The following is a 24143-nucleotide window of genomic DNA, read 5'->3' on the forward strand; positions in this document are numbered from 1 at the left end:
TCCAGCGGGCATCCGGCTATTCGTCGGCGCAGCCGCGGACCGGGTCGGAGGCCCGGCCGTTGGCCCGCACCACCACCACCTCGATGCAGGTCCGGTCGTTTTCCGCCAACGGCAGCACCGCTTTTGGCTCACCGGTGCGTTCGGGCTCGCCCTGCCCCAGTGCGGTGACGGGCGTCCAGATGAACAGATCGTCGTCGCGCGGGTCAGGATTGGTCCAGCTGAAAACCGCTTCGCTTCCTTCCACCCGGCCGTCCAACTCCTCTGGGGGCACCACGTTGCCGGACAGGCCTTCCAGTGCGTTGGCCGGCGCCCGGCTGACCGGCGCATCGGGCACGGCTGCCTCGGGCGCCGGCCGGTTGAGCACGAAGATCGCGCCGGCAGCCACCGCCACCGCGGCGACAGCGCCGGCCACCCACGTCCAGGGACGGCGACGCGCTCCGCTGCCGGATTCCGTCCATTGGTCTGCTGCGGAGTCCCTCAACACAGTGGAGGCTTCCGGCTCCAGCTCCAGGCGGCGTCCGTCCTGCCGTGCTGGGAACCGTTCGGTGCGTTCCGGGAAAACGGATCCTGCCGACGGCGCTGCCGCGGCAGGATCGATCGAGACGATCCCGCGGACCCGGGTCGCCTCGCCGTCGTCGGCTTCCCCCGCGCCGGCAGACGGCGCCTCCTCCAGTACCTCGAACGGGGTGACCGACAGGTTCAGTTCGGCTTGCACCCGCTGCAGGGACAGCGCGAAGGCGTGCGCGGATTTGAACCGCGAGCCGGGCGACTTGGCCATCGCGGTGGCCAGGGCCAGCTCCAGCGAGGCCGGCACATCGGCGCGGCCCAGCGGCGGCAGCGGCGCATGCGCAATCCGGTCCATGAGTTCGCGCTGCGAGTTGTTCCCGCCCGGCTGCAGGAACGGCGAACGGCCGGCCAGCAGCGTGTACACGGTGGCGCCCAGCGCCCAGATATCGCCGCGGGTGCCGTTTCCGGCGTCGCCCTTGAAGGACTCCGGTGGCGACCACGGAATGGACATCCCCACGTCGCTGTCCGCGGCGTCGTTGCCGGAGGAGGAGATGCCGAAGTCGGTCAGCGCCGGCCGGTTGTAATCGGTGACCAGGATGTTCGCCGGTTTGATGTCACGGTGCGCGATTCCCGCCCGATGTGCGGTCTCCACGGCGGACGCCACCTGGATGCCGAGGGTCAGCACCTCGTCCACGCCCAACGGTCCCTTGCGGTAGCGCGCATCCAGGCTTGGCCGCGAGCAGTACTCCATGGCCAGGTAGGAATGCCCGTCGGCTGTGAGGTTGGCCTCGTAGATGGTGACAATGAACGGGTGCGTGGACAGCTGCGCCATCAGGTTCGCCTCGGACTCGAAGCGGCGGCGAGCGTCCTCGGTCCTGAGTCCGGACAGCAGCACCTTGACGGCCACCCGGCGCCTGGGCCGGTCCTGCTCGTAAAGGTACACGTCGGAGAAACCGCCCGAGCCCAGCAGCCGGACATAGCGGTAACCGTCAATGTTCGGCGGCGGTGCGGGCGGACGCTTTACGCTCACGGAAGATCCTCGAAGCGCAGCGAGATGCCGTCGCCCAGGTCCGCGATGTCGCCGTCCAGCAGCATGACCGCTTCCCCGTGGCCCAGCCGCCGTGGGGCTTGCCGGCCGCGCAGCAGCACCGTGCCGTTGGTGGACTTCAGGTCGGACAGGATCACGTGCCAGCCTTCCAGCCTGACTTCCACATGCGAGCGCGAAATATCCCCGCTGGCACTGTGGACCGGGACCAGCCGCGGCATCACGCTGCCCTGCACCCGGCTGGCCGAAGGCTGCCGTCCGACGATCACCGGCCGGTCCAGTTCCACCACGTCGCCGGTGGAAACCCGCATCCGGCCAAGTGCCGGCCGCTGCACCTCCTGGGCGTCCTGCTCCAGCGCAGCTCCGCAGAGGGCGCAGGCGGAACTGGTCGGCGGGTTGGCATGGCCGTGCCGACACATCCGGGCCAGCACCATCGGTGCCGTGCTCGGCGCGGTGCTCGCCGCCGAAGCCGGCGTCGGGGCAGCGGGCGCGGACGCGGCGGGAAGATCGGGCAGGTCGCTGCGCATCAGCGTCTGCCCGTCGTGGTCGCCGTCGTCGCTCCCGTCGTCGTTCCCGGCGGGCTGCACGGTCGGCTGCGCGGTCTGCTGCCCGGCCGACGGGACCTCGGCGCGCGCGGAAGCGGAGCGGGTCAGCCAGGGTACGGCGTCGATCAGGTCTGTCGGTCGGGCTGAATGCCCGTTTGTCCGGCCGCCCGGGGTGCGCGCGACCGCGCTCCTCCCCTGCACGTTCGACTGCTGCGGCGGTGCCGGTGGCAAGTTGGCGCGTTGCGCGGCGGCGTGGATGACCGTCTGGTCCAGATCGTCAACGGCTGCCTCGATGTCCGTTTCCGCCCGGCTGCCGGCCGGCTGTTCGACGGCGGCGGCTCGGTCGGCCGCGGCCGCAGCGTCGTCTGGCGAGTCGTCGGGGGCGTCGGGCTCGTCGTCGAGCTCGTCATCCGGCACGTAGATGCCGGTCATGTCCAGGTTCGATTCGGCTCCTGCGGAGGCGGGCACCGGCGCGGCGGCTTCGGGGTGCCGTAGCGGCACGGCGGCTTCGGGCTGCCGCGGCGTGGCGGCTTCGGGCTGCCGCCGGGGTTCGGCGGTGTCGGAGCTGGCGCCGGGCCTCGGGGCGTCATCGGACGCCTCGGCGGCGCGGCCCAGCCGGAGGATCCCCAACTGGACGGCTCCGGCGCGCAGCGGCAGCCACGGTCCCGGCTGGGCTGCCGTTCCGCCCGCACCAAATCCGGCCGCAATAGTCACCTTGTCGGACGCCAGCCGTCCCTCGGTCCAGCTGGAGACTCCCCGCCCGCTGAGTTCCTGGCTGTCCGAATCGGCAGAAACCACCACGTCTCCGCGGAGCACTGCGTGGATGCCTCCGGTTGAGCAGATGATGCCAAACTGCGGCATTGCGGACAGGTTGGCACCGCAGCAGGACACGATGGTACCCAGCAGGGACTCCAGCGTGGCGTCGGACTCCAACTCCCGCCAGAGCCGCTGCACCAGGTCATCGGCGGCGCCGGGTTCGAGGAGTACCGCGGTACCGCCACTGACCAGACCGATCCACGCTCCCGGGGAGTAGGTCAGGCCGGTCACCGGTCATCCTCCTCCGGGGCCGGCTCTCCGGGAGCCGGCAGCCGGGGCAGGGTCGTCGTGTCCTCCTGCCGAGGCGCGGTCGAGGCGTCTTCGGGCTCGCCGTCGAGGCCGTCGGCGTCAATCACCACCACGGTGATGTTGTCCCGGCCGCCGGAGCGCAGCGCCGCCTGGATCAGCGAATCGACCGCTTCCTGCGGGCGGGACACGGAGGTGAGGATCGTGTAGATGTGGTCGTTGCTGACCTCCGAGGTCAGTCCGTCGGAACAGATCATGATCCTGTCCCCGGGTTCCACCGGAACCATCCAGAAGTCCGGCTGGTTGTCTTCGCCGGTTCCCAGCGCCCGGGTGACGACGTGCCGGCGCGGGTGGACCAGGGCCTCCTGTGCCGTGATCCGTCCGGCCTCCAGCAGTTCCTGCACCTCGGAGTGGTCCACGCTGATCTGTTCTAGCCTGCCCTGGTGCAGCCGGTAGGTGCGGGAATCGCCCACGTTGAACACCAGCCAGTAGGGCACACCGCGTTCGGAAACCAGCGCCGCGCCGGACACGGTGGTGCCCGCCCGGGAGGCGGCTGCGTCCCTGATCCGCGCGTCGGCGCGGGCAATCAGCTGTTCGAGCTCGTGCGCGCCCAGCTCGTGGCTCGCCACATAATCGCGCATTGTTTCCACACAGATGCGGCTGGCCACTTCCCCGGCCTCATGTCCGCCCATCCCATCGGCCACGACGAACATGGTGCCGTCGGCCAGATAGGCGTCCTCGTTCAGCATCCGCCGTAGTCCGCGATCGGAGCCCGCGCCGACGTTGAGCCGGATGTCGCCGGCGCCCGAAGCCGCGTTCATGCCGCTCCGACGGTGAAGCTGCGGTCGCCGAATTCCACGGTGGCACCGAGTGCCGCTGCCACCGGTATCCCCGGAACCAGGGGCCGGCGGATGCCGTCTGCACCGGTCACGGCACTCCCATTCGTCGAGTTGCGGTCGGTGACCCACACCGTAGCGCCGTCGACCCGCAGCAGCACGTGGGTCTTGGATACCGAGCGTCCCATGTCCGCAAAGTCGATCAGTTGGTCGATGTCCTCGCCGGCGGCTGCCGCAGGGTTGCGCCCGATCAGGGCCGTCGTTTCAAGCACCACGTCGCGCCCGTCGTCGAAGGTAATAGTGAGCGGGCCTGTCGGCGTGTTGGAGGCGCGGACCATGGTGGCCGCGAATTCATCGTCGGGATGACCGCCCGCGCTGGCACCTCCCGTAACCGGTCCTCCCGCAGCCGGTCCCGCCGCGGCCTGTCCCGATGCCGGTCCTGCCGCGGCCAAGGCGTACGACGGCTCGGCATCGCGGCTGGCGCGGTCTTCAGCCAGCGGAGAGCTCGGCGGCACCTGGGCGATGGCCGGCGCAGCGGCCGGGACGGGCGCAGCCACCGGGGCCGCTGCCGCGTCCGAGCCGAATCCCGGGATGGCGGAGATAACGCCGGAAGGCTGCCGGGCTGCCTCGTTCGGGGAGGCCTCGTGAAGGTGCTGTGCCTGCGCTGCCGCCCCGGCAAAACCGGCGTGCACGTCGGTTCCCTCCGGCGCAAAGGCCGCGGGCCCGTACAGTCCACCGGTGGTCAGCGGGTCGCGGCCCTGCGCGACATCCAGCACCAGGGTCTTGGCTACCTTGTCATGCCAGCCCTGCCGCTTGTGGTTCCGGTCCCAGACATTGGAGACCACCACCACGACGGCGCCGACGGCCAGCGCCAGCCCGCCCACGGCGATGATCAGGCCGCGCAGGAAGATGGCGCCCCAGCCTGCCGCAAGGCCGTCCTCGTTGGCGGTGCGCAGGCCCAGCACCAAATTGCCGGGAGTCTTGCCGGTGGTGGCTTCCCAGCCCCACAGCCACACGGTATAGGTCAGCGACAGCAGCGAAGCCAGTCCGATCCAGAGGAACATTCCGCCCACCGCCGAGGCGGCCGCGGAGGCACTGCCGGAGGCTGCCGCCTGCATCAGCGCTGGAACGGTAGCGGCGTAGGCAGCCAGCATCAGGACGGCCGGCGGAATCTTGTCGATCAGCCACGCCCCGAGCCGTTTTCCGGCCGAGGCGCTGACCAGATTCAGTCCTGCTGCCACGTGCTGCTCCCGCCTTTTTCCGACCGTCCGGCCTGTGAGTCTACTGTACGGATTCTAGCGGCGGCCGGACCGCTCCGGCGCTGCGCGAGCCGCCGCCTGGCGTCGGCCACCAGCGACCGCGGGGTGTACTTGGCCCGCTGCCGCTGCCAGAAGCCCAGCGAGCCCTTCATCTCCGCCAGCGACTGGTCCACATGGTCCCAATACTGCTGCACCTGGACCTCGGTCGGCTCGGCGGCTCCGAAGATCGCTGCGTCGGCCCGGTGCGCCAGCAGCGTGGTGCCCGCCGCCGTCGTCGGGAATTGCTCCGCCAAGGCGGCCGCGTGCTCGCGCCGGGTCGCGTTGCTGGCCGCCCGTGCTCCCATGTCCGTGGCCAGCGAGACCACCTCGCGCCAGCCTCCGCCCACCCGCTGGCTGGGCAGGCCTTCGCTGGCCCGCCGCTTGCGCCGGCGCAGCTTCAGCCAGGCGATCAGCAACAGCGGCGCCAGCAGCACCGCCAGCGGAATGGCACCCATCCCGATGGCCACAAACAGCCAGCCCCACTGGTCCCAGAAGGACCTGTCCTGCTGCTCGGCGTCCTGTGGCTCCGGTGCGGTGTCCGGCGGCAACTCAGCCGGTTCCTGTGGCGGAGGCGGCGGCTGCAGGACCTGCGGCTTCGGCGTGGATTTGGGCTCCTGCTGCGGCGGCGTCGGTTCGTTGTCTTCGTCCGGGGTGGGATCGAACGCGACCCAGCCGGCGTGTTCGAACGCCACCTCCACCCAGGCGTGCACGTCCTCGCCCTTGATTTCCACCGGTGCCGAGCCGGAGCGGTCCTCCTGCGGATCCGGGTAGAAACCCATCACCACCCGCGCCGGGATGCCCAGATGCCGGGCCATCAGCGCCATGGCGACGGCGTACTGCTCGTCGTCGCCAATCATCTGGTCGGCATCCAGCAGTTGGATCATCCGCCCGGCATGATGGCCGGACAGGCTGCGGGCCTCGTCTTCCTTGCCGTTGCTGAAGAAACCGTTCTCGTGCAGGTTCCGCTCCAGCTGGCGGACCTGTTCGATCGGCACCGTCGCTTCGCCGACGAACTCGTTGGCCTTCGCCGCAATGATGTCCGGCACCCGGGCCGGTTCCGGCAAACGGACGGACGCGAAGTCGTACTGGGCCAGCTGGGCGTCTTCCCACCGGCTCGGGAACGTGGTCTCCACCGAGTAGCCGTCGCCGGCCTGCAGGTAGCGCGTGGTCAGCGCGGTTTTCGCGTCGTCGTTGTAGAACAACGAACCGCCCAGCTCCCCGAACCGTTGGCCTTGGAACGCCACGCCGTTAATCCGCCCGCCGACCGGCAGCCAGACACCGCTGTAGTCCGCAATCTGGATGTCCAACCGCGTCCCGTCCCCGGACATCTGGCCCAGCGACGCGGCGTCGCCCACCGGTGTGAAGTTGCCGCCGCTTTCCGGATTGACGTTGTACACCGTGCCATCGAAGGTATCCAGGGCCGCCAATCGCACCCGCTGGCCCTTCGGCAGCCCCGCCACGGTGAACAGCGTCTCGTCAGGCCGGTCCTTCACGTAGCCGCGGAAATCCATCAGCGGGCTCGGGTAGTCATACAGATTGACCGGCGGAACGACGACGTCGCGCAGCACCTCGCGGTCGCCCCGCGCCGTGAGTGCCGGGCCGGCCAGCGCCGTCAACACCACCGCGCCCGCCAGCATGCCGGCGCCCATGCCCAGCCTGCGCCGCAGCCCCGCCCGGTGCGCGGCCGGGTCGGCCAGCGCCGGGCTGGCCGCCACGCCCGCGGACGCATCGCCGCGAGCCAGGTGCCGGTGCCACGCCAGCCAGGCCGCCGATACAGCCACCAGCAGCACGCCGCGCAGCACCGGCAGGGCCGGCACGTCGGTGCCGAAGGCGATGCCAAGCAGGAAGAATGCCAGCACCGGCAGCAGCGGCCAATACGGTCCGCGGACGCGCCAGGCCAGAGTGCCGGCCAGCAGGGCCGAGGCCAAGGCCCCGAGGAACGGCACCACGAGCATGCCGTTGGAGACTCCCACCGGCGGGGCAACCGTGAGGATGTCCTTCCACGCGAAGACGAAACCGGTCAGCACGGTGCGCAGGGATTCCAGCGACGGCAGCGCTCCGCCGATGGCTTCGGTGGGAGCGGCGAAGGCGCTGCCCAGCAGCAGGTAGGCGCCGAGCCCGGCGGTGGCCGTGGACAACAGCCCCAACCGGTACCGGGCACAGGCCAGCGACAGCAGCAGACCGACGACGATGCCGCCGAACCCTGCGGTCAGATAACGGCCATTGCCGCCGAAAACATGGTGGAAGCCAGCCAGCCCGAGTCCGAGCAGCAGCACCAGGACTGCAGCGTCGATGGCTAGCTGGCGTCCGGGCCGCGGCAGCCACGCCCCCAGTCCCCGTCCGGCGTCGTTTTTGATGTCCGCGGCGCGACGGCGGGCCCGGTCAGGCCGCCGACCCGGCGACGGAGCGTTTCCACCGCCGTTCACGCGGCCGCCTTCCGGAGCACGATGGCCAGGTCGTCCAAGCTGGGCAGCGACAACACGGACAGGTCGCCGATGGTCGCCCGCGCGGCCTCGAGTCCCCCGCCGCAGCGTATGGCGAAGGCACGGATGCCGGCCGGCACCGCGGACGACGCCTGGCGCAGCTGGGTGGCGGACACCCGGTCGCCGACGACCAAAAACATGACCGACGCGTTCGGCACGGCCTCGGCGGTATTTCGGGCCAGCTCCACCGCGGTGGACCGCTGCGGCTTGCCTTCGATCCGGGTCATTTCATCCAGCAGGATGCGTCCGGTCTCGCTGCGCAGCGGGCCCCGCTGGGTCAGCACGCTCAGGTTGCGCTGCTCGCGGATGGCCTGCAGCCCGATCGACGCGCCCACGGAGACCGCCAGCTCGAAGTCCTCCTCCAAGCTGTATTCCTCGGTGTTGGTGGAGACCGCCACGGCCAGGTGCGCGCGGCGGGTTTCCTCGAACTGGCGGACCATCAGCGAGTTGGTGCGTGCCGTTGTCTTCCAGTGGATGTAGCGCCGGTCGTCGCCGGGGACATAATCGCGCAGCGCGTGGAAGGAGACGTCGGCGCTGGCCAGTTCCTTAGTGGGCAGTCCCTCGAGGTCGCGGATGAAGCCGGACGCGGAGCTGCCCAGTGCCGTGGTGCGCGGATGAACAAACAGGTCGGTAGCTTCGGTCCACATCATTTGGCGGCGCAGCAGGCCCAGCGGATCCTGGCGCACGGAGCGGACCGGACCCACCACAATGACGGCGCGGCGCTGCGTCGGGATGGTGAACAGGTCCTCATGCACCTGCCCGGCCTTCATCCGCGGCAGCTGGAAGACGGCAGTGGCTGCTCCCACCGGCAGCTCCAGCGCAGCCGGCAGCAACGGCTTGTCCGCGGTATTCGTTACGGCCACGCTGCCCACGGCCCGGTCACCCACCGCGACCCTGGTGCGCGCCAAATCCAATTCCACGCCGTAGGACGAACGGCCGATGACAAAACCGATGGCCAGCAGCAGCAGGAACAGTCCCATCAGCGCAGCGATCTTGGCTTCCTGCCAGCCGAAGGCCGTTCCAAGCACCACCAGCAGCAGGGCGCTGCCGGCCACCACCCAGCCCAGCGGACTGACTGTCTCCAGTACCGGCCTCAGGTAACGCTCGGTGGCCCGCCGGATCCATCGCCAGCCCGGCAGCAGGTATTGGTCGGCGAGTGACGCAGCTTCGGCCGCCAACGACGCCGGATGCAGCACGCTGGACTTGTCCGGGGCTATCTGGCGAATCGTTTCGCCGAGCCCGCCGAGCCTGCGGGTCTGGTCAGGCTCCCGCTTCGTCGTCGTCTCCGTCATGCAGCCGCTTCCGGCTGCCAAAGTAGCTCGGGCACGGCCTTAGACCGTCACCCGCTGCTGCGGGGCCGGCACGTCTGCCAGCACGCGGGACATCACGGCCTCCGGCGTCGCGCCGGCAAATTCCGCCTCGGGGTCCATCACAAACCGGTGGTTCCAGACCACCGGAGCCAGTTCCTTGATGTCGTCCGGCAACACGAAGTTCCGGCCCTGGCTCGCGGCCCAGACCTTGGCCGCACGGACCATGGCCAAGGCGCCGCGGACGCTCACACCCAAACGGGACTCCGCCGCATTACGGGTTTCCTCGCACAAATGCGAGACGTATTCCAGCACCGAGGTGTCCACGTGGTTAGTGGCGGCCAGCTCCGCCATGTCCCGCACCGCGTCGGTGGTGATGATCGGAGTCAGCGCAGCGGACCGGTCCCGGGTGCTGGCTCCGCCCAGCAGTTCCACCGTCGACGCCCGGTCGGGATAACCGATTGACGTCTTGATCAAGAAGCGGTCCAGCTGGGCTTCCGGCAGCCGGTAGGTACCGGCCTGCTCGATCGGGTTCTGCGTGGCGATCACCATGAAGGGCCGTCCGGCGTCGTAGGTTACGCCGTCCACCGTCACCCGGCCTTCCTCCATCACTTCCAGCAGCGCCGACTGGGTCTTCGGCGAGGCACGGTTGATCTCGTCCGCCAGCACTACCGTGGCGAAGATCGGGCCCTTGTGGAACTCGAACTTCTGCGTCTTCTGGTCGTAAATCGTGATGCCCGTGACGTCCGACGGCAGCAGGTCCGGCGTGAATTGAATGCGGGAGTTCGAACCCTGCACCGTGGCGGACAGCGACCGGGCCAGCATCGTTTTGCCCGTTCCCGGTGCATCCTCCAGCAGCACATGCCCCTCGGCCAGCATGGCGGTAAGCACCAGCCGCACCACCTGGTTCTTACCCAGCACCGCTTGGCCCACATTGGCGGCCAGCTTCTCGAACGTCTCGGCGAACCACTCGGCCTGCTCGGAAGTCATCGTCATGCTGTTCTCGGTCTCTCTTCGTCGTGCATCGGTGTCAAAAACCTCTAGTTACTTTACGGAGCGCTGGTTGAGCCGGACCAACCGGTCCGCATTCGTTGGCTGCTACGAGCACTTACCCATCCCTGCGGGTGGGTTTCCGCCCAAGTGTGATCCCCCGCTGGCAAGAGTCACGTGTTCACCCTTGATGTAGAGCCCGTTGTTCATGGATTTGCCGCCCGATTCCTGCTTGTACCAATAGGTACCGGCTCGGACGAGCCAGCAATTGGTCACCAAGGTGGGGTATTCGTTTCTCTCGTTCGCCCAGTGTCCGCCCGAGCACGAGGCGGGAGGTCCGGGGCTGTAGTTCGTGCCGTTTCTAGGGTCCATACATGTGCGGTACCCAGCGTCGAGTGTTCCACCCACCTGGATCGTCCATGATGTCGGCGGCTTCGGCTTGGGCTTGCTGCCGCTCGTTCCGGAGGCAGATGCGACTGCACCGATATCGCCCTTGGAGTTGACGGCCCGGACCTTGATGTCCACCGTGGTGCTATGGCCGACGTTGACCGTGCGGCTGCCAGAAGCAACGGAGACGTTCTCCCACCCCTTGCCCTCGACGTTGATTTGCAGCTTCGCAACGTCGTGGCTGGTGGTATTGGGCGGGCCCCAGCGCACTGTCACCTGCGGGCTGTTGGTCTCGCCGCTCTGGCCCGTGGCTGAAGCGGTAGCGTTGCCGGGAGCACCGTACGGCGTCGCATTCGCGGAGGCAGCGCTCGGCGCACTGGAGTAGCTCGCGCCGTCGCTGTTGGCCACGGCGGTGATGCGGACGTTGACGGCCTTGCCGTTGGTGAAGCCGCCCACCTGCTGGCCGTTCGAAATGGCCATGGTCCGGCTGTCGCTGAAAGTCGCCCGGTAGCTGATCTCGCCGGCCTGGGCGCCGTTGCGCTGCGCGGCGGTGAGCTCGTTGAAGGACACCGTCACCGATCGCCCTGCGCCTCCGGTCTGTGCTTCCTTCAGCGCGACACCCGTCGGTGCGTCCGGCGCCCCGACCGCCCGCCGGGCGTTGGACTGCGGGCTGGCCTCGCCAGAGCCGGCCTTGTTCCGCGCCGTGACGGAATAGGTGTAGGCGGTCTCCGAGTTAGGCGCCGTCACCGTCTGCGAGGTCGCGTTCACCGCGGGGAAGGTCCGGGTCAGCTTGCCGCCCTGGTATTCGCGCACGGTGTAGTCGAGGATCTCGCCGCCGTTGTTGGACGGCGCAGCCCAGCTGACCTTGAGCTGGCTTTGGTCGCCCACGGACTTGACCCGCTCGGTAGCCGGCGCGGTGGGTGCAGCCGGCGGACCGGCGGGCACCTCCGCAGCCGAGTAGGCGCTGAACTCGCTGGGCTCCGGAGCCCGGTTATGCGCCTGCACCCGGACTTCGTAGGCCTGCCCGTTCTCCAGCCCCTCCCACTGATAGCTGGTCCCGGTCAGCCCGTTCTTCTGCAGTTGGCCGTTCGGCGGTGCCGGCGAGATCTCCAGCGTGTAGCTCTCAATCGCCGAGCCCTCATTTTCCGGAGCGGTCCAGGAGACGCTGAGGGATTTGTCGCCGAACTTCAGCTGCGGCGCCGCCGGCGTAGCGGGCCGCACATCCGGCCGCGCCACCGCAGACTCCGCAGACGGGTCGGACGTGCCCACGCTGTTCTCCGCCGTCACGGTGAAGGTGTATTCCACGTCGTTCGTCAGGCCGGTCAGTGTGCAGGTGGTGGTTGCGCACTGCTGGCTGAATCCGCCGCCGGCGGCATTCACGGTGTAACCGGTGATCGGGTCGCCGTTGTCGCTCGGGGCCGTCCAGGACAGCACCACGCTTTGGTTGCGGACAGAATCCACCAGCGGCGTGCTCGGCGCCTCCGGCCGGCCCTTGACCACCAGCGAGACGTTCGCCGTCGCTTGCCGGCTGCCTTCGCGGGTCTTGTCCTCCACCGTGTATTCCACATTCATGGTGCCGGAGAAGTCGGCGCCGGGCGTCACGATGATTCGCTCGCCGTCGATTTCCGCGGTGCCGCCATTGCCCGCCGTCGCGCTCACGATCGTCAGCGGCGTTTCCGGGAACGGGTTCACGTCGTTCGCCAGCACGTCCACCGGCAGCGCTTCGCCCTGCACCGCGTCCGGCACCTCGTCGTCGTTGGCCACGGGCAGCGGACGGGTGGAAGCGGTCGCTGCCACCGTCACCCGGCTGGTCACCTTATCCGAGCGGCCGTCAGTCACGGAGAAATTGACGACGCCGGTGGCTCCCGTGTCGATCTCGGCATCCGCCGACACCCGCAGCACGCTGCCCTCCAGGCGGACGTCGAAGCCTTCCGGAGTCCCGCCTTCCACGGCGAATTCCAGCTTTTCCAGGTCCTCCGGGTTCGGGTCGCTGGCCAGCGGGCGCAGGTCGTAGCTCACGGCGTCTTCGCCCTTGGCGACGTCCAGCGTGCCGGTGGTCAGCTCCGGCGGGAAATTCCGGTCCGCGTTCGGGATCACCTCGGTCATGATGGTCAGCGTGGATTTGAGCCCCTCGGGGTCATCGGGGCCGGAGCCGTCGGTCACCTCGAAGGTGATCGAGCCGCGGCCCGCATAGTCGATGTCCGCCTTGTAACTGAGCGTGCTCTCATCCGCCATCCACTCGTCGTCGCTGGTGCCGATCGCCCGGATGCTCGCCGCCTCGGTGATCCGCGGCGTGCGCCCCGGCCGGACCTCCACCAGTTCGGTCAGGTCCAGACGCAGCTCGTCCCCGGCGGTCACGTCGCGCGGTGTGTTGTCGCGCAGCACCGGATACTGCTCGCCCAGCGGCGGCACCCAGATGACCGCGGTGGCCTGCAGTCCGTCCACGTCCCGCACGGTGTAAGGGATCAGCTGCACGTCCTCGGTCAGTTCCACGTTGACCTGGCCGTCGGCAACCGTCCGCGCCGTCGGGTAGTCGCCGTCGACGATGACTTCCAGCTCCTTGGCTACGCCGTCGGGATCCTCGTCGTTTTCCAAGACAGGGACGTCGACGGCGGTGCGGCCCTTGATGTCGGCCGATTCCACCCGGTCGTCGCGTGCCAGCGGCGCCGCCAGCGGCGCGTCCGGGTCCACTTGGACCGTCACTGTGCCCACGGCCGAGCCGTTGCGGCCGTCGTCCACGGTGTACCGCGCGTTGACCGTGCCGGCTTCGGCAGGGGTGGTCAGGTAGACGCGGCCGTCTTCAGCCTTGGCGCCAATCGACTCCGGCTCGCCGACAACCTTGTTGGCGATCAGACGGAGCGGGTCACCGTCCGGGTCTGAGTCGTTCTTCAGCACGTCCACGGCCACGGTTTTGCCCGGCCGGATCGTGATGGCGTCGTCGATCGCCACCGGGTTCTGGTTGCCATCCGGTGCCGAGGCAATGCCCACCAGGACGGTGGCGGTATTTACGGCGCCCAGCCGGTCCTTGACCTGGTAGGTGAAGTCGTCGGTCCCGGCGCCCTGTGCGGACGCGGTGTAATCAATGTAGTTGGGTCCGGCCACCGCTGCGCCCTTGTCGGGTGCGGTGGCGATACCCGTCAGGTACACGGAGTCGCCGTCGGGATCAATGCCGTTGAGCGGGATGGGGATCCTGACGGTGGAACCCGCAATGACCCGCGCTTCCTGGTTCTTGGGCGCGGGCTGGGAATTCGATTCGTCGTCGCGCGGGATGATGTTGATCCGCAGCTGGGCGGAGTCCTTCTGGCCGGCAGGATCGGTCACCTCGTACACCGCGTACACGGTTTTCGCCTGCTGCCCGGCGATGAAGCGCACGGTGTTCTCAGCGGTAAAGATCCGGCCGTCGGCAGAGTCCGGGGTCTCCGGAAGATCGTCCGCCAGCGTCAAGGTCTCGCCGTTGGGATGGGTGTCGTTCGCCAGCACGTCCACGGTCACCACATCACCGACGCGCACGGTGGCAGTATCGGCTTCGGCCTGCGGTGGCAGCAGCTTCTTTGAGTCGTCCACGGAGATCACGCTGACCTCGCCCGTGGCCGAGGCGGTGCCGTTGGAGACGGTGTAGCCGATGGTGGTCTGCTGATGCAGCCCCTTATCGGAGATGCGCAGAATGTTGTGGTCCAGCACCTCGACGGCGACCGGAGCGCCGTTCGCTTCCACCGAGGTGACCACCAGGACGCCGCCGGCCGGGTCGGAGTCGTTGGCCAGCACATCCACCAGCACCTGCCCGTTCTGCGGCAGCAGTGCCACATCCCGCACAGCCACCGGAGCGCCGTCGCCGTCGTCCTCGGTCGCATCGATCCGGATCAGGCCGGTGGTGCTGGACGGCCCGTTGGTGACCAGATAGGTGAAGTAGTAGGTGCCGGCCTCGTCCGCGGTGAACTTGACCGTCCCGGCGTCGTAATCCGGGACGATCGTGGCGTTGGCTGCGGAGCCGGTCTTGGCCAGCCGCAGCTCGCCGCCGTTCGGGTCCTGATCGTTCTTCAGCGGCGCGATCTGGATTTCCTCGCCCACGGTCGCGGAAAAATGGTCCGCGTTGGCCAGCGGCGGCAGCGCGCCGGGTGGCCGGACGTCGAAAACCACCACCTCTTCGGTGGTTTCGGAACCATCCGAGACCCTGACGGTGACGTCCTTCTTGCCGAAGGTCTTGCCAACGTCCTGAAAGGTCAGCAGCCCGTCGGGCCGCGTGCGGACCAGGTCGCCGTCGGCGGTGTTGTCCGCTTCCACTAGGAACAGGTCGTCGCCGTCCGGGTCGATCCAGTCGCTGAGGATGTTCTGGCTGATTTCCCGACCCTGTTCCACCAAGATGGTGGTCTTCCGCTTCGGTTCCGGCGGCAGATTGCTGCCCTCCGCGCGGACGTCGACGGATACCCGGGCAGTATCCGTGCCGCCGCGCCCGTCGTTCACTTCATAACCGAAGGTGTACCGGCCCGGAGACGCATCCCCGTTGACCAAGATCTGCAGGCCGGTGCTGTCGTAGATTCCCTGGACCTCGCCGATGCTCGGACCGTCGCCGCGCAGCCGAGCGGTGAGGACATCGCCGTCGGGATCCGAATCATTGTCCAAGATGGTCAACGTGGTGGTGCGGCCGGCCCGGACACCGAACGTGTCATCCTGCGCCACCGGCGGCTGGTTTTCTTCGGTGCGGTCGGGCAGCGTGTTGACCGGGTTTTCGTCCGCCGAGTCCTCTTCGTCCTCTTCGTTCTCCTGCTCCGGTGGGATCAGATCGCTCCAGTTGTCCACCAATTGCATGTTTTCGAGCACCAGCCAGACGTTGCCGGCGTTCACGTCGTTGAGCACCACTACATCCCGGTTAACCCGGAACACGAGCGACGCGTTCGCCCCGATCCCTTGGATTGGCTGGGCGAGATCGTCGGCGTCGTTGCCGCAGTCGCGCAGGTAATGGTTGATGCCGGCCCACGCAGCGTGCAGGCAGCCCGCCAATTGAACCGGGGCCGCCGGCGTTCCGGTGCCTTCCATCGGCAAGATGTCAGCGTCCGACCCGTTCAACGGCTGCTTGATCAACGCGGATTCGGTGGCCACGGCCACATAAGAGCTGTCGTCGCCGCTTTGCTGCAACACGCCGCCACGGGTGTCCGGCAACGTGACCTCGCGGCCACCGGGCAGCACCAGCAGGCCGGCCTCGGCGTCGAACACCACGGATTTTTCGCCCACCGCCGCTATCTGCAGATCCCCGGCCTCGGCCAGAGAGTCCACCCGGTCGGCGCCCGTGCGTTCGGCTACGCCCTCTTCATTGAGCTTGTAGCGGGCTACTTCGCCGGCCTCCGGGTCGGCAATAAACACCGTGTCTTGCTTCGATACCGTTGCCACGCTGCCCTTGGCGTCGGTCAACAGCGGCTCTGCCGTCTCCTCATTGAACGAGCCCAGCTCCTTGGCCGGACTGACCCAGATCTGGCCTTTGACGGTATCCGTGATGGACAGCAACTGATCGCCGAAAGCCACGTCCGCGGTTCCAGGCAGTTGCTGCTCCGACCCGCGTTCCATCTGCGCCACGTCCACCGGGCTGAGCATGGCCTGGTCCTGGTTCTCCATGAACACCGTGCCCGCGCTCTGCATGACATCGAAGCCGTCGCTGTTGGCACGGAAGCCGCCGTCGAGCACCTGGGACTGGTAGTTAAGGTGGCCCACCATGCCTTGGCTGTTGTTGGTGACCCACACGCCGCCGTCGTTCAGGTCGACATCAGCGGTGGGGAAACCCTGGTAGTAGATGGCGCCGCCCACCACCAGGGCCGTCGCCACGGAGAATGTTGTCGTTGATGCCAGCGTCTTGCGCCGCCGCGTCCGCCCCAACATCTTCCCCCGCAATGTCATTCTTCCCTTGTCAGCACACGGTTCCGTTGTGCCCGCAGCAGGCAACGACCCTGCCCGAAAGGCACCGAAAGACGGCCCTTGGCGCGCCAAGGGCCCTTACCGACTATTGCACGTATAACCAACGGGCGTAAACCCGACAGATGGGGAGAACTCCCCTGTCTGGGCACGACGGCGATGCGTTCCTCTTGAGCGCTGCCTGACCTTCCCCTGTGGTTCCCTTGATATTTTCCTGCTCATTTGCAGCAGCTTCTGGCGGTATTCAGGACTTCCCCGCCGTATCTCCACTCGTGCATTCTTGCGCGCACCCTGCTCACCGGCCTCCCGTCCTATACAACCTCTCCAGAGCGATAGTTGGCCACAACCATAAAAAGACTCCCGACACTGTCAGAAGCAGCCCATAGGCTGATTCCAGTAGCAGTTCAGTACTTATCGTTGGTCATTGGGGTGGGGGTTTCCTGATGGCGTCTGCGGGCATTGCTCCGCGACCGTTCGTAGTCGAAGCCGTGCCCGAGTGGGCGCGCTGAAGATTGAGACGCTGAAAATGTTTGATCCGCCAGCACCTGAACCGCCTGTCGCGGCGCCAGCCTCCGTCCAGCTCGACCGGGTATGGGCTGTTGGCTGCGGTGTTCCGGCGGTTGGGTTGCCCGCGGGCAACGGGTCCGAGGTGTGGTTGCCGCCGGTGGATCTGGAGGCATCTGCGGCGGAGTTGGTGGACCAGATCACCGCGCGGGAGAACGCGAAGGACGCGATCGCGGCAGAGCAGGCCCGGCTCATCGTCGCCCTGGAACAGCAGATGCTGGCCGAGCGGGCCGCCAAGGGCGTGCCCGCCGCCCGGCGGGGAGAAGGGATCGCCAAGCAGGTCGGTTTGGCGCGCCGGGAGTCCCCGAACTGCGGCGCTCTGCTGCTGGGCCGGGCCAGGGTCCTGGTCACCGAGATGCCGCACACGCTCAAAGCGCTCGAGGCCGGGGTCCTGAACGAGCGGCGCGCCGCGATCCTGGTCACTGAAACCGACTGCCTCACCCCGGAACACCGTGCGCTGGTGGATGCGGAACTGGCCGGGAACCCCGAACGCCTGCACGGGCTCGGGAACCGGCAGCTCGAGGCCGAAGCCAAACGCGCCGCATACCGGCTGGACCCGCACGCGGTGGTGAAACGGGCCGCGAAGGCCGAAGCGGACCGGCACGTCTCCTCCCGGCCCGAACCCGATGTGATGGTCTCGGTCCGCACCCTGCTGCCGGTGGCGCAGGGTGTTGCGGTGATGGCCGCGCTGAAACAGGAGGCCGACCGGTTGGCGAACGCCGGGGACCGGCGGTCGCGGGGGCAGGTGATGGCCGATACCGTGTTTGAACGCGTCACCGGCCGCAGCACCGCGGACCCGGCCCGGCTGGAAGTGCAGCTGGTGATGACCGACCGGGCGCTGCTGCAGGGCGAGCGCGAACCGGCCTGGCTGACCGGCTACGGCATCGTCCCGGCCCAGTACGCCCGCGACCTGATCCGCCTGCCCCAGAACCCGCCCGACAAAGCCAATGCCGACCCAAGAGGCGGCCAGGCAGGCCAAGGCCCGCCCGGCGAACGTTTAGCCGGCCCGCCGGGAAGCCGCCTCGGGCAGCCGGACCCGCCGGGAAGCGAATTCGGGCAGCCGGAGCCGCCGGGCAGCGGCATCGGGCAGCGCGACCCGTCCGGCGAACGCTCGGCCGGCCCGCCGGGTGACCGTTTGGGGCTGAAAGCTCCGCCGGCCGGGACCGAGCCGGGCTGGCAGACCGCCCGCGAGACGGCCCGGCGGGAGCGGCTGCGGAATCTGAAGGTCGGCGGGGTGGAGGACGTGTGGATCCGGCGGCTCTATACCGCGCCGGAAACCGGGCAGTTGCTGGGCATGGACTCGAAGGCCCGGAAGTTCCCGGACGGGATCCGGCGGATGGTGCTGGCCCGGGACGCAGTCTGCGGCAGTCCCTGGTGCGACGCGCCGATCCGGCACATCGACCACATCGTCGCCTGGGCCGAGGGCGGGCCCACCACCCTCGCCAACGGGCACGGACTGTGTGAACGCTGCAACCAGGCCAAAGAAGCCGACGGCTGGTCCGCCACACCCATCGACGGGCCACGGCAGAGCGTGATGACGACCGCCCCGACCGGCCACACCTACACCTCTACCGCACCACCCCTGCCCGGCACGCCGCCGGGACGGCCCACCGCAGAGGCAGCCGGAGTGCAAGAGGCAACTGCTGTGCAGCGGGGCCAGCAGACCGCACAGCCACTGCCCGGCACGCCGCCGGGACGGCCCACCGCAGAAGCACCGCCTCTGCCCGGCACGCCTACAAGCCGGCCGTCCCCAGAGACAGCACCCCGGGCCGAGCTAGCACCCAGAAAGGCGAAGAAGGTTCTGGTCCGCCGGCGCAGGGCACGGCTGGACCGCGAGCGCATCAGGCGGCGCGAGCGGTCGGCGAGCCGAAGCTAGTCGACGACTAGGCCCTTGCCGGTGCCGTGGGCAAGGGTGACCGGGTTGACCTCGCCGAAGCCGCGGACGGTGCGGACTTTCTGCGGGATCAGCACAAACCGCTCGTCGCCGGCGAGCGTCGACGCGGTGGTGGCGTCGACCAGCACGGTTCCGGGTTCGGCGAGTGTGGTCAACCGTGCGGCCAGATTGACCGTGGGACCGTAAATATCGCCGAGGCGGGACAAGACCCTGCCCCACACCATGGCCACCCGCGCGGACGGCAGCAGGTCATCGTCGCCGATCGCCTTAGCCAGTGCCAGCGAGATTTCAGCACCGGCCTGCGGTGACGATGCAATGTAGAGGACTTCATCGCCGATCGTCTTCACCAACCGGCCGCCGCCCACCGAAATGATCTCGGCGCACCGGTTTTCAAAGCGCTGGACCAGTTGCGCCAGCGTCTTCTCGTTCATCTGACGGGACAGACTGGTGTAGGAGACCAGGTCTGCGAACCCCACGGCCCGCAACAAGGGCAGCGAGTCGTCCTCGTCCGCACCGGTCCCGGCTCCCAGACCGGCTTCGGCCCGCACGGTCAGGCGGGCCACCCCGGCATTGAGCTGCCGGCGGTAGGAGTAGACCAGGACCTTCTCCAAGGAGTCGATCAGGTTCGGCAGCTCATGCACCAGCCGCTGGCGGGCCTGCGCATCCGTGAGGCCCCGCTGGTGCACCATCTCTTCGACCAGAGCCTCGACCTGCCAGACCACCATGCGGTCAGTCATCTGGCCGACGGATCGGGTGATTGAAATGGCCGCTTCCTCGGTCAGGCGCTCCTCGCGCACCAGGTCAATGATGGTGGTCAGCGCGTCCAGGTCTGCCTGGGTGAACGCCAGGTCCTCATCGCCAAGGTTGGCGAAGCCGAGGGCGCGCCAGATCTTCCGGGCCGACAGCAGAGACACGCCGGCGCCAGCAGCCACTTCGCGGCGCTTCATCGTCCGTTCCGAGCCGAGCAGGCGGACTTCAAGGTCCTTGATCGCTTGCCGGTCTACCTTCCCGTTGGAGTCGCCGGCGGGAGCGGTCTGGGCGGGCAACGGCACCCGGGGCATGGACAGCGTCAGCGGCTCAGGCTCGCCAGCCGGGTGCCCGCCGGTGGCCCGCACATCTTCCGGTACCGGCTCTGCTTCCAGGATGGGTTCCGGGTCCTCGGGCCGGGTCTCTTCCAGCTCTTCGTCCGGCTCGTCCGCGGCCGGCGGCGGTACTTCGCGGCGCAGCAGTTGGGGCAGCTCGGGATCACGCGGCACCGGTGGCCGGCGCGGTTCATCCTGCGCGCTGCTCGTGTCCATACTGTGCATCCTCCTCTGTCAGCTGTCCCAGCTGTTCCACTCGGTTTCTGTTTCCATGTCTACACCATCAAACATGGCAGTCCGCGGCAGCTGCTCAATGGCCTCCACCACCAAGGCTCTGAACCGGAAGACCTCGGGAACGTCAACGATTCGGCTGGTCCGCCCGTGCCCGAGGTCGATCGTGAGGTTGCCGCTGCGCAACGTCCGCTGGATGATCGACTGCTCACTGTGCAGCTCGGCGATGGTCACCAGCAGCAGCTGGCGCTCATGCCGCCGACCCATGCCTCGGCGGACGATCAGCCGCTTGCTGGTCAGCACGTACCGGGTGCTCATCCAGCGCAGCAGCGGCAAGAGGAACAGGCGTGAGAGCAGCGCCGCCACCACCACGGCCAGTCCGGCGAGCAGCAGTGGGCGCCACTCGGCAATCCAGTCCGGCGGGTTGGAGCTGCTCAGGTTCGCCAAGAGGTAGGAGCCGCCGCCAAGCACCAGCAGGGCTGCCACCACCGGCCATGTCAGTTTCCGGGCCTGTGGCCGCGTCATGACGATCACGCGTTCCCCCGGATCCAGTTTCAACCGCAACGCGGCTCCCGGATCCGGCAGGGGGTCCGGGTCAACCTAGGAGCCTTCGTGCGGCCGGATGTGAACGACGTCGCCGGCCGCCACGACGTGTTCGGTGCCTTCAGCATCCCGAATCTTGACGGCGCCGTAGGCATCCAGGCCGAAAGCCTCGCCGATGATCTGTTTTCCGTCCGGCAGCTCGGCGCGCACCTGCTGCCCCAACGTGACCATCACATCGCGCATCCGCGAGAGCAGACTCGAGCCGTCGTTCCATTCAGCCGCCGGGTCGCCGTTGACATCGCAGAATTGACGGTACCGCTTCGCGAAGACGCGCACATAGGACATCAGCAGAATGTTCCGGTCCGTAGTCCGCCCTTTTTCAATCGCCACGCTGGTGGCGGTGGGAACGGGAAGCTCATCCCGGGAGAGCGTCACGTTCAGGCCCGTGCCGAGAACGACGGCGGGCGGCGACCCGTCCGGGTAGTTGACGACTTGGGCCAAGATTCCGGCGATCTTTCGCCCGGAGACCAGCACGTCGTTGGGCCATTTGACCTCTGCCTTGAGCTGCGCGTACTCGCCCAGCGCCTCTGCCAGGGCCGCAGCCGCCAGCAGCGAGAACCAGGCGTAGCTCTGCGTAGGCACCGGGTTACCGGCGCGGTTGAACGGTCGCAGCAGGATGCTCACGATCACGGATGAGCGCGCCGGCGCGGTCCATTGGCGTTCCAGCCGGCCGCGGCCCGCCGTCTGCTCCTCGGCCGCCAGGATGCTGAGGTCCGACCAGCCCACCTTGTCCGCTACTGCCCAAGCAGCCAGATCGGTATTGGTGGAGCCGGTGGATTCCACCAGTTCAAGCTTCCGGTACGGGCCCAAGGGTGCACAGAGAGCATCGCTGAGGCCGTCGAAGTCCAGGGCCGGGCGGTCGACGTCGGGGAAACTCTGGCTCATGTGTTCCATCCTACTGACCGCAGGCTGCTGAGGAGCCGCGTGGCGGCCGCGATCCCTCCGGTCTTCCGCCGGCCACGGCTGGTGACGAGTGGTGGCCAAAAGCAGGAGCGGCGAAATTGTAGGGTTCCTACAGCAGGCGTCCCGCTACTGCTCACTAGACTTGGTTCAGCGACGCGCCTGTGCTCCGCTGTTTTGTACGAAACCTACTTAACAGCCAGCAGGCCGCCAGCGTCCGACACCCTCGGCAGAATCCGGAGATTTCATGAGCCTCGATCAAGACCTTGACTTGCAGACCACTGCAGGCAAGATTGCGGACTTCCGCCGCCGCCAGGCAGAGTCCCTGCAGCCCTCCGGCGCCGAGGCGATCGAGAAGCAACATGCTCGTGGCAAGAACACCGCCCGGGAACGTATCGAGATGCTGGTGGACGAGGGTTCCTTCGTCGAGTTCGATGCCTTGGCAACGCACCGGTCTACTGCCTTCGGGATGGAGAAGAAGAAGCCGCTCGGCGACGGCGTCGTCTCCGGTTACGGCACCGTGGATGGGCGCCTGGTGGGACTGTACAGCCAGGACTTCTCCGTCTACGGCGGTTCGCTCTCCCAAGTCAACGGCGAGAAAATCGTCAAGGTGCAGGAATTCGCCCTGCGCAACGGCTGCCCCGTGATCGGCATCAACGACGGCGGCGGCGCCCGCATCCAGGAGGGCGTGGCCTCGCTGGCGATGTTCGCGGACATCTTCCGCAACAACGTTGCCGCCTCCGGCGTCGTGCCGCAGATTTCGCTGATCATGGGTCCGTGCGCCGGCGGCGCCGCCTACTCCCCCGCCCTGACCGATTTTGTGGTGATGGTGGACAAGACCAGCCACATGTTCATCACCGGACCCGACGTGATCAAGACCGTCACCGGCGAAGAGGTGGACATGGAGACGCTGGGCGGAGCGCGGCAGCACAATGCCACCACCGGCACCGCCACGTATCTGGCCGCCGATGAATCGGACGCCATCGAATTCGTCCGCGAACTGCTGGAGTTCCTGCCCTCGAACAACCTGGCCGAGGCCCCGCCGCTCGACTTCGACGAAGAACTCGAGATCACCGATGACGACCTGACCCTGGATGAACTGATTCCGGACTCGGCCAACCAGCCGTACGACATGCGGACCGTGATCGAGCATGTTGTCGACGACGGCAACTTCCTGGAGATGCAGTCCCTGTATGCGCCGAACGTCATCATTGGCTACGGCCGCGTCGAAGGACACACGGTCGGCATCGTGGCCAACCAGCCCATGCAGTTCGCCGGCACGCTGGACATCAATGCCTCGGAAAAGGCTGCCCGGTTCGTCCGGCACTGCGACGCGTTCAACGTCCCGATCCTCACCCTGGTGGATGTGCCCGGCTTCCTGCCCGGCAAGGACCAGGAGTTCAACGGCATCATCCGGCGTGGAGCCAAGCTGCTCTACGCCTACGCCGAGGCCACCGTGCCGAAGCTGACCGTCATCACCCGCAAGGCCTACGGCGGGGCCTACATCGTGATGGGTTCCAAGAAGCTCGGTGCCGACCTCAACCTGGCCTGGCCCACGGCGCAAATCGGAGTCATGGGCGCCCAGGGCGCCGTCAACATCCTTTACCGCCGTGACCTCGCCGCCGTGGCCGCGGATGGCGGCGACGTCGAGGCCCGCCGGCAGGAGATCATAGCGCAGTACGAGGAAGAGTTGCTCAACCCCTACCAGGCTGCCGAACTCGGCTACGTCGACGCCGTGATCGCGCCCTCGGAGACGCGCCTTCAGGTGGTCCGCGGCCTGCGCGCGCTGCGCGACAAACGGGCCACCATGCCGCACAAGAAGCACGGGAACATTCCACTATGAGCAACCAGCCAGAAACCTCAGGCGCAGCTCCTTCAACCGAGGCCGCCGGATTTCAGTCCGGCGACGATGCCGTGGGGCTGGCTCCGCTGCTGACGGTGGCCAAGGGCAACCCGACTCCCGAGGAACTCGCGGCCCTGACCGCCGTCGTTGCCGCCCTCCAGTCGTCGGGACAGCCCGGTACGCCGTCGCGCCGGGCCCGGCGTCCGCGGCGGCCGCTGCTGAGGCCTTTCGTCTCGCACGGTCCGGGAGCCTGGCGGCACACCTTCCGCTAGATCATTCCGACGGCGGTGTGGCCTCGCCCTGCCAGAAGTTCCAGGAGTAGCCCCAAGGATCCGTGACCGTGAAGGTCCGCGGTCCGTAGGGCTGGTCTGCCGGCGGTTCAACGTCCACGTCCACCGCGGCTTTCACCCGCTGGTACTGGGCTTCGACATCGTCCACGTGCACGATGAGCAACAGCCCGCCGCCGTTGCCCGGATCGGGGGCACGTCCGCAGACTGCGATCCGGCTGCCGCCAGCCACAATCTCGGCCTCTTCGGTGACCCCGTCGGCGGTGCGCCAGCGCGCGGCCGGACCGAAACCGAGCACCTGCTCCATCCAGTCCAAGGCAGCATCGGCGCCCTCGTAATACAGATACGGGATTACTTCAGTCACGGTCATGGTCCCCC

Annotated in this window: 15 protein-coding genes; 3 read left to right on the plus strand and 12 right to left on the minus strand. The window is 68.0% G+C overall.

Annotated elements, in window-relative coordinates; genetic code table 11:
- Window positions 1-16: 16 nt before the first annotated feature.
- The 8 genes from ACMX2H_RS04525 to ACMX2H_RS04560 all read right to left on the minus strand — a co-directional run bounded on the left by ACMX2H_RS04525 (window position 17) and on the right by ACMX2H_RS04560 (window position 16346).
- Window positions 17-1537 (minus strand): serine/threonine-protein kinase, encoded by a 1521-nt coding sequence (locus ACMX2H_RS04525; protein WP_414959166.1) that lies wholly within the window; start codon window positions 1535-1537, stop codon window positions 17-19.
- Window positions 1534-3144 (minus strand): FHA domain-containing protein, encoded by a 1611-nt coding sequence (locus ACMX2H_RS04530; RefSeq protein ID WP_414959167.1) that lies wholly within the window; start codon window positions 3142-3144, stop codon window positions 1534-1536. Before ACMX2H_RS04530 ends, ACMX2H_RS04525 begins: the two co-directional genes overlap by 4 nt.
- Window positions 3141-3980 carry a PP2C family protein-serine/threonine phosphatase gene (locus ACMX2H_RS04535; RefSeq protein ID WP_414959169.1) on the minus strand — a complete coding sequence of 280 codons (840 nt, stop codon included), beginning with the start codon at window positions 3978-3980 and terminating at the stop codon, window positions 3141-3143. The genes ACMX2H_RS04530 and ACMX2H_RS04535 overlap by 4 nt, the downstream gene beginning before the upstream one ends.
- The gene (locus tag ACMX2H_RS04540) at window positions 3977-5236 is read right to left on the minus strand and encodes an RDD family protein (RefSeq protein ID WP_414959170.1); all 1260 of its coding nucleotides are present in this window, start codon (window positions 5234-5236) and stop codon (window positions 3977-3979) included. Before ACMX2H_RS04540 ends, ACMX2H_RS04535 begins: the two co-directional genes overlap by 4 nt.
- On the minus strand, window positions 5221-7719 hold the full coding sequence (locus ACMX2H_RS04545) for a transglutaminase TgpA family protein (protein ID WP_414959172.1): 2499 nt from the start codon (window positions 7717-7719) through the stop codon (window positions 5221-5223). The genes ACMX2H_RS04540 and ACMX2H_RS04545 overlap by 16 nt, the downstream gene beginning before the upstream one ends.
- Window positions 7716-9068 carry a DUF58 domain-containing protein gene (locus ACMX2H_RS04550; protein ID WP_414959174.1) on the minus strand — a complete coding sequence of 451 codons (1353 nt, stop codon included), beginning with the start codon at window positions 9066-9068 and terminating at the stop codon, window positions 7716-7718. The genes ACMX2H_RS04545 and ACMX2H_RS04550 overlap by 4 nt, the downstream gene beginning before the upstream one ends.
- A gap of 39 nt (window positions 9069-9107) precedes the next feature.
- Window positions 9108-10079: an AAA family ATPase gene (locus ACMX2H_RS04555; RefSeq protein WP_414959175.1), complete on the minus strand. Its 972-nt coding sequence runs from the start codon at window positions 10077-10079 to the stop codon at window positions 9108-9110.
- 102 nt (window positions 10080-10181) lie between these two features.
- Window positions 10182-16346, minus strand: coding sequence for an Ig-like domain-containing protein (locus tag ACMX2H_RS04560; RefSeq protein ID WP_414959177.1), 6165 nt, complete (start codon window positions 16344-16346; stop codon window positions 10182-10184).
- Between the two features lie 541 nt (window positions 16347-16887).
- Between ACMX2H_RS04560 and ACMX2H_RS04565 the strand changes: the two genes are divergently transcribed.
- Window positions 16888-18801, plus strand: coding sequence for an HNH endonuclease (locus ACMX2H_RS04565; RefSeq protein WP_414959178.1), 1914 nt, complete (start codon window positions 16888-16890; stop codon window positions 18799-18801).
- Here ACMX2H_RS04565 and ACMX2H_RS04570 read toward each other — a convergent pair.
- The 3 genes from ACMX2H_RS04570 to ACMX2H_RS04580 form a co-directional block, all read right to left on the minus strand.
- A complete protein-coding gene (locus ACMX2H_RS04570) occupies window positions 18798-19880 on the minus strand; it encodes an adenylate/guanylate cyclase domain-containing protein (RefSeq protein ID WP_136784544.1) in 1083 nt (360 codons plus the stop codon). The two genes, ACMX2H_RS04565 and ACMX2H_RS04570, sit on opposite strands and share 4 nt — an antisense overlap.
- Window positions 19881-20135: 255 nt before the next feature.
- Window positions 20136-20696: a PH domain-containing protein gene (locus ACMX2H_RS04575; protein WP_414959179.1), complete on the minus strand. Its 561-nt coding sequence runs from the start codon at window positions 20694-20696 to the stop codon at window positions 20136-20138.
- Window positions 20697-20732: 36 nt separating this feature from the next.
- The gene (locus ACMX2H_RS04580; protein ID WP_414959180.1) at window positions 20733-21620 is read right to left on the minus strand and encodes a biotin--[acetyl-CoA-carboxylase] ligase; all 888 of its coding nucleotides are present in this window, start codon (window positions 21618-21620) and stop codon (window positions 20733-20735) included.
- 262 nt (window positions 21621-21882) lie between these two features.
- Here ACMX2H_RS04580 and ACMX2H_RS04585 point away from each other — a divergent pair, with 262 nt between their 5' ends.
- Together ACMX2H_RS04585 and ACMX2H_RS04590 are read left to right on the plus strand one after the other, a co-directional pair.
- Window positions 21883-23478 carry an acyl-CoA carboxylase subunit beta gene (locus tag ACMX2H_RS04585; protein ID WP_136784235.1) on the plus strand — a complete coding sequence of 532 codons (1596 nt, stop codon included), beginning with the start codon at window positions 21883-21885 and terminating at the stop codon, window positions 23476-23478.
- Complete coding sequence (locus ACMX2H_RS04590; RefSeq protein WP_414959181.1) at window positions 23475-23750, plus strand: acyl-CoA carboxylase epsilon subunit; 276 nt, start codon at window positions 23475-23477, stop codon at window positions 23748-23750. The genes ACMX2H_RS04585 and ACMX2H_RS04590 overlap by 4 nt, the downstream gene beginning before the upstream one ends.
- Window position 23751: 1 nt before the next feature.
- On the opposite strand, the gene ACMX2H_RS04595 is transcribed toward ACMX2H_RS04590, so the two are convergent.
- Window positions 23752-24135, minus strand: coding sequence for a VOC family protein (locus tag ACMX2H_RS04595; protein WP_414959182.1), 384 nt, complete (start codon window positions 24133-24135; stop codon window positions 23752-23754).
- Between the last annotated feature and the right edge of the window lie 8 nt (window positions 24136-24143).

Origin of the sequence: Arthrobacter sulfonylureivorans, from assembly GCF_047607445.1 — a bacterium.
In the GTDB taxonomy this organism is placed as follows: domain Bacteria; phylum Actinomycetota; class Actinomycetes; order Actinomycetales; family Micrococcaceae; genus Crystallibacter; species Crystallibacter sulfonylureivorans_A.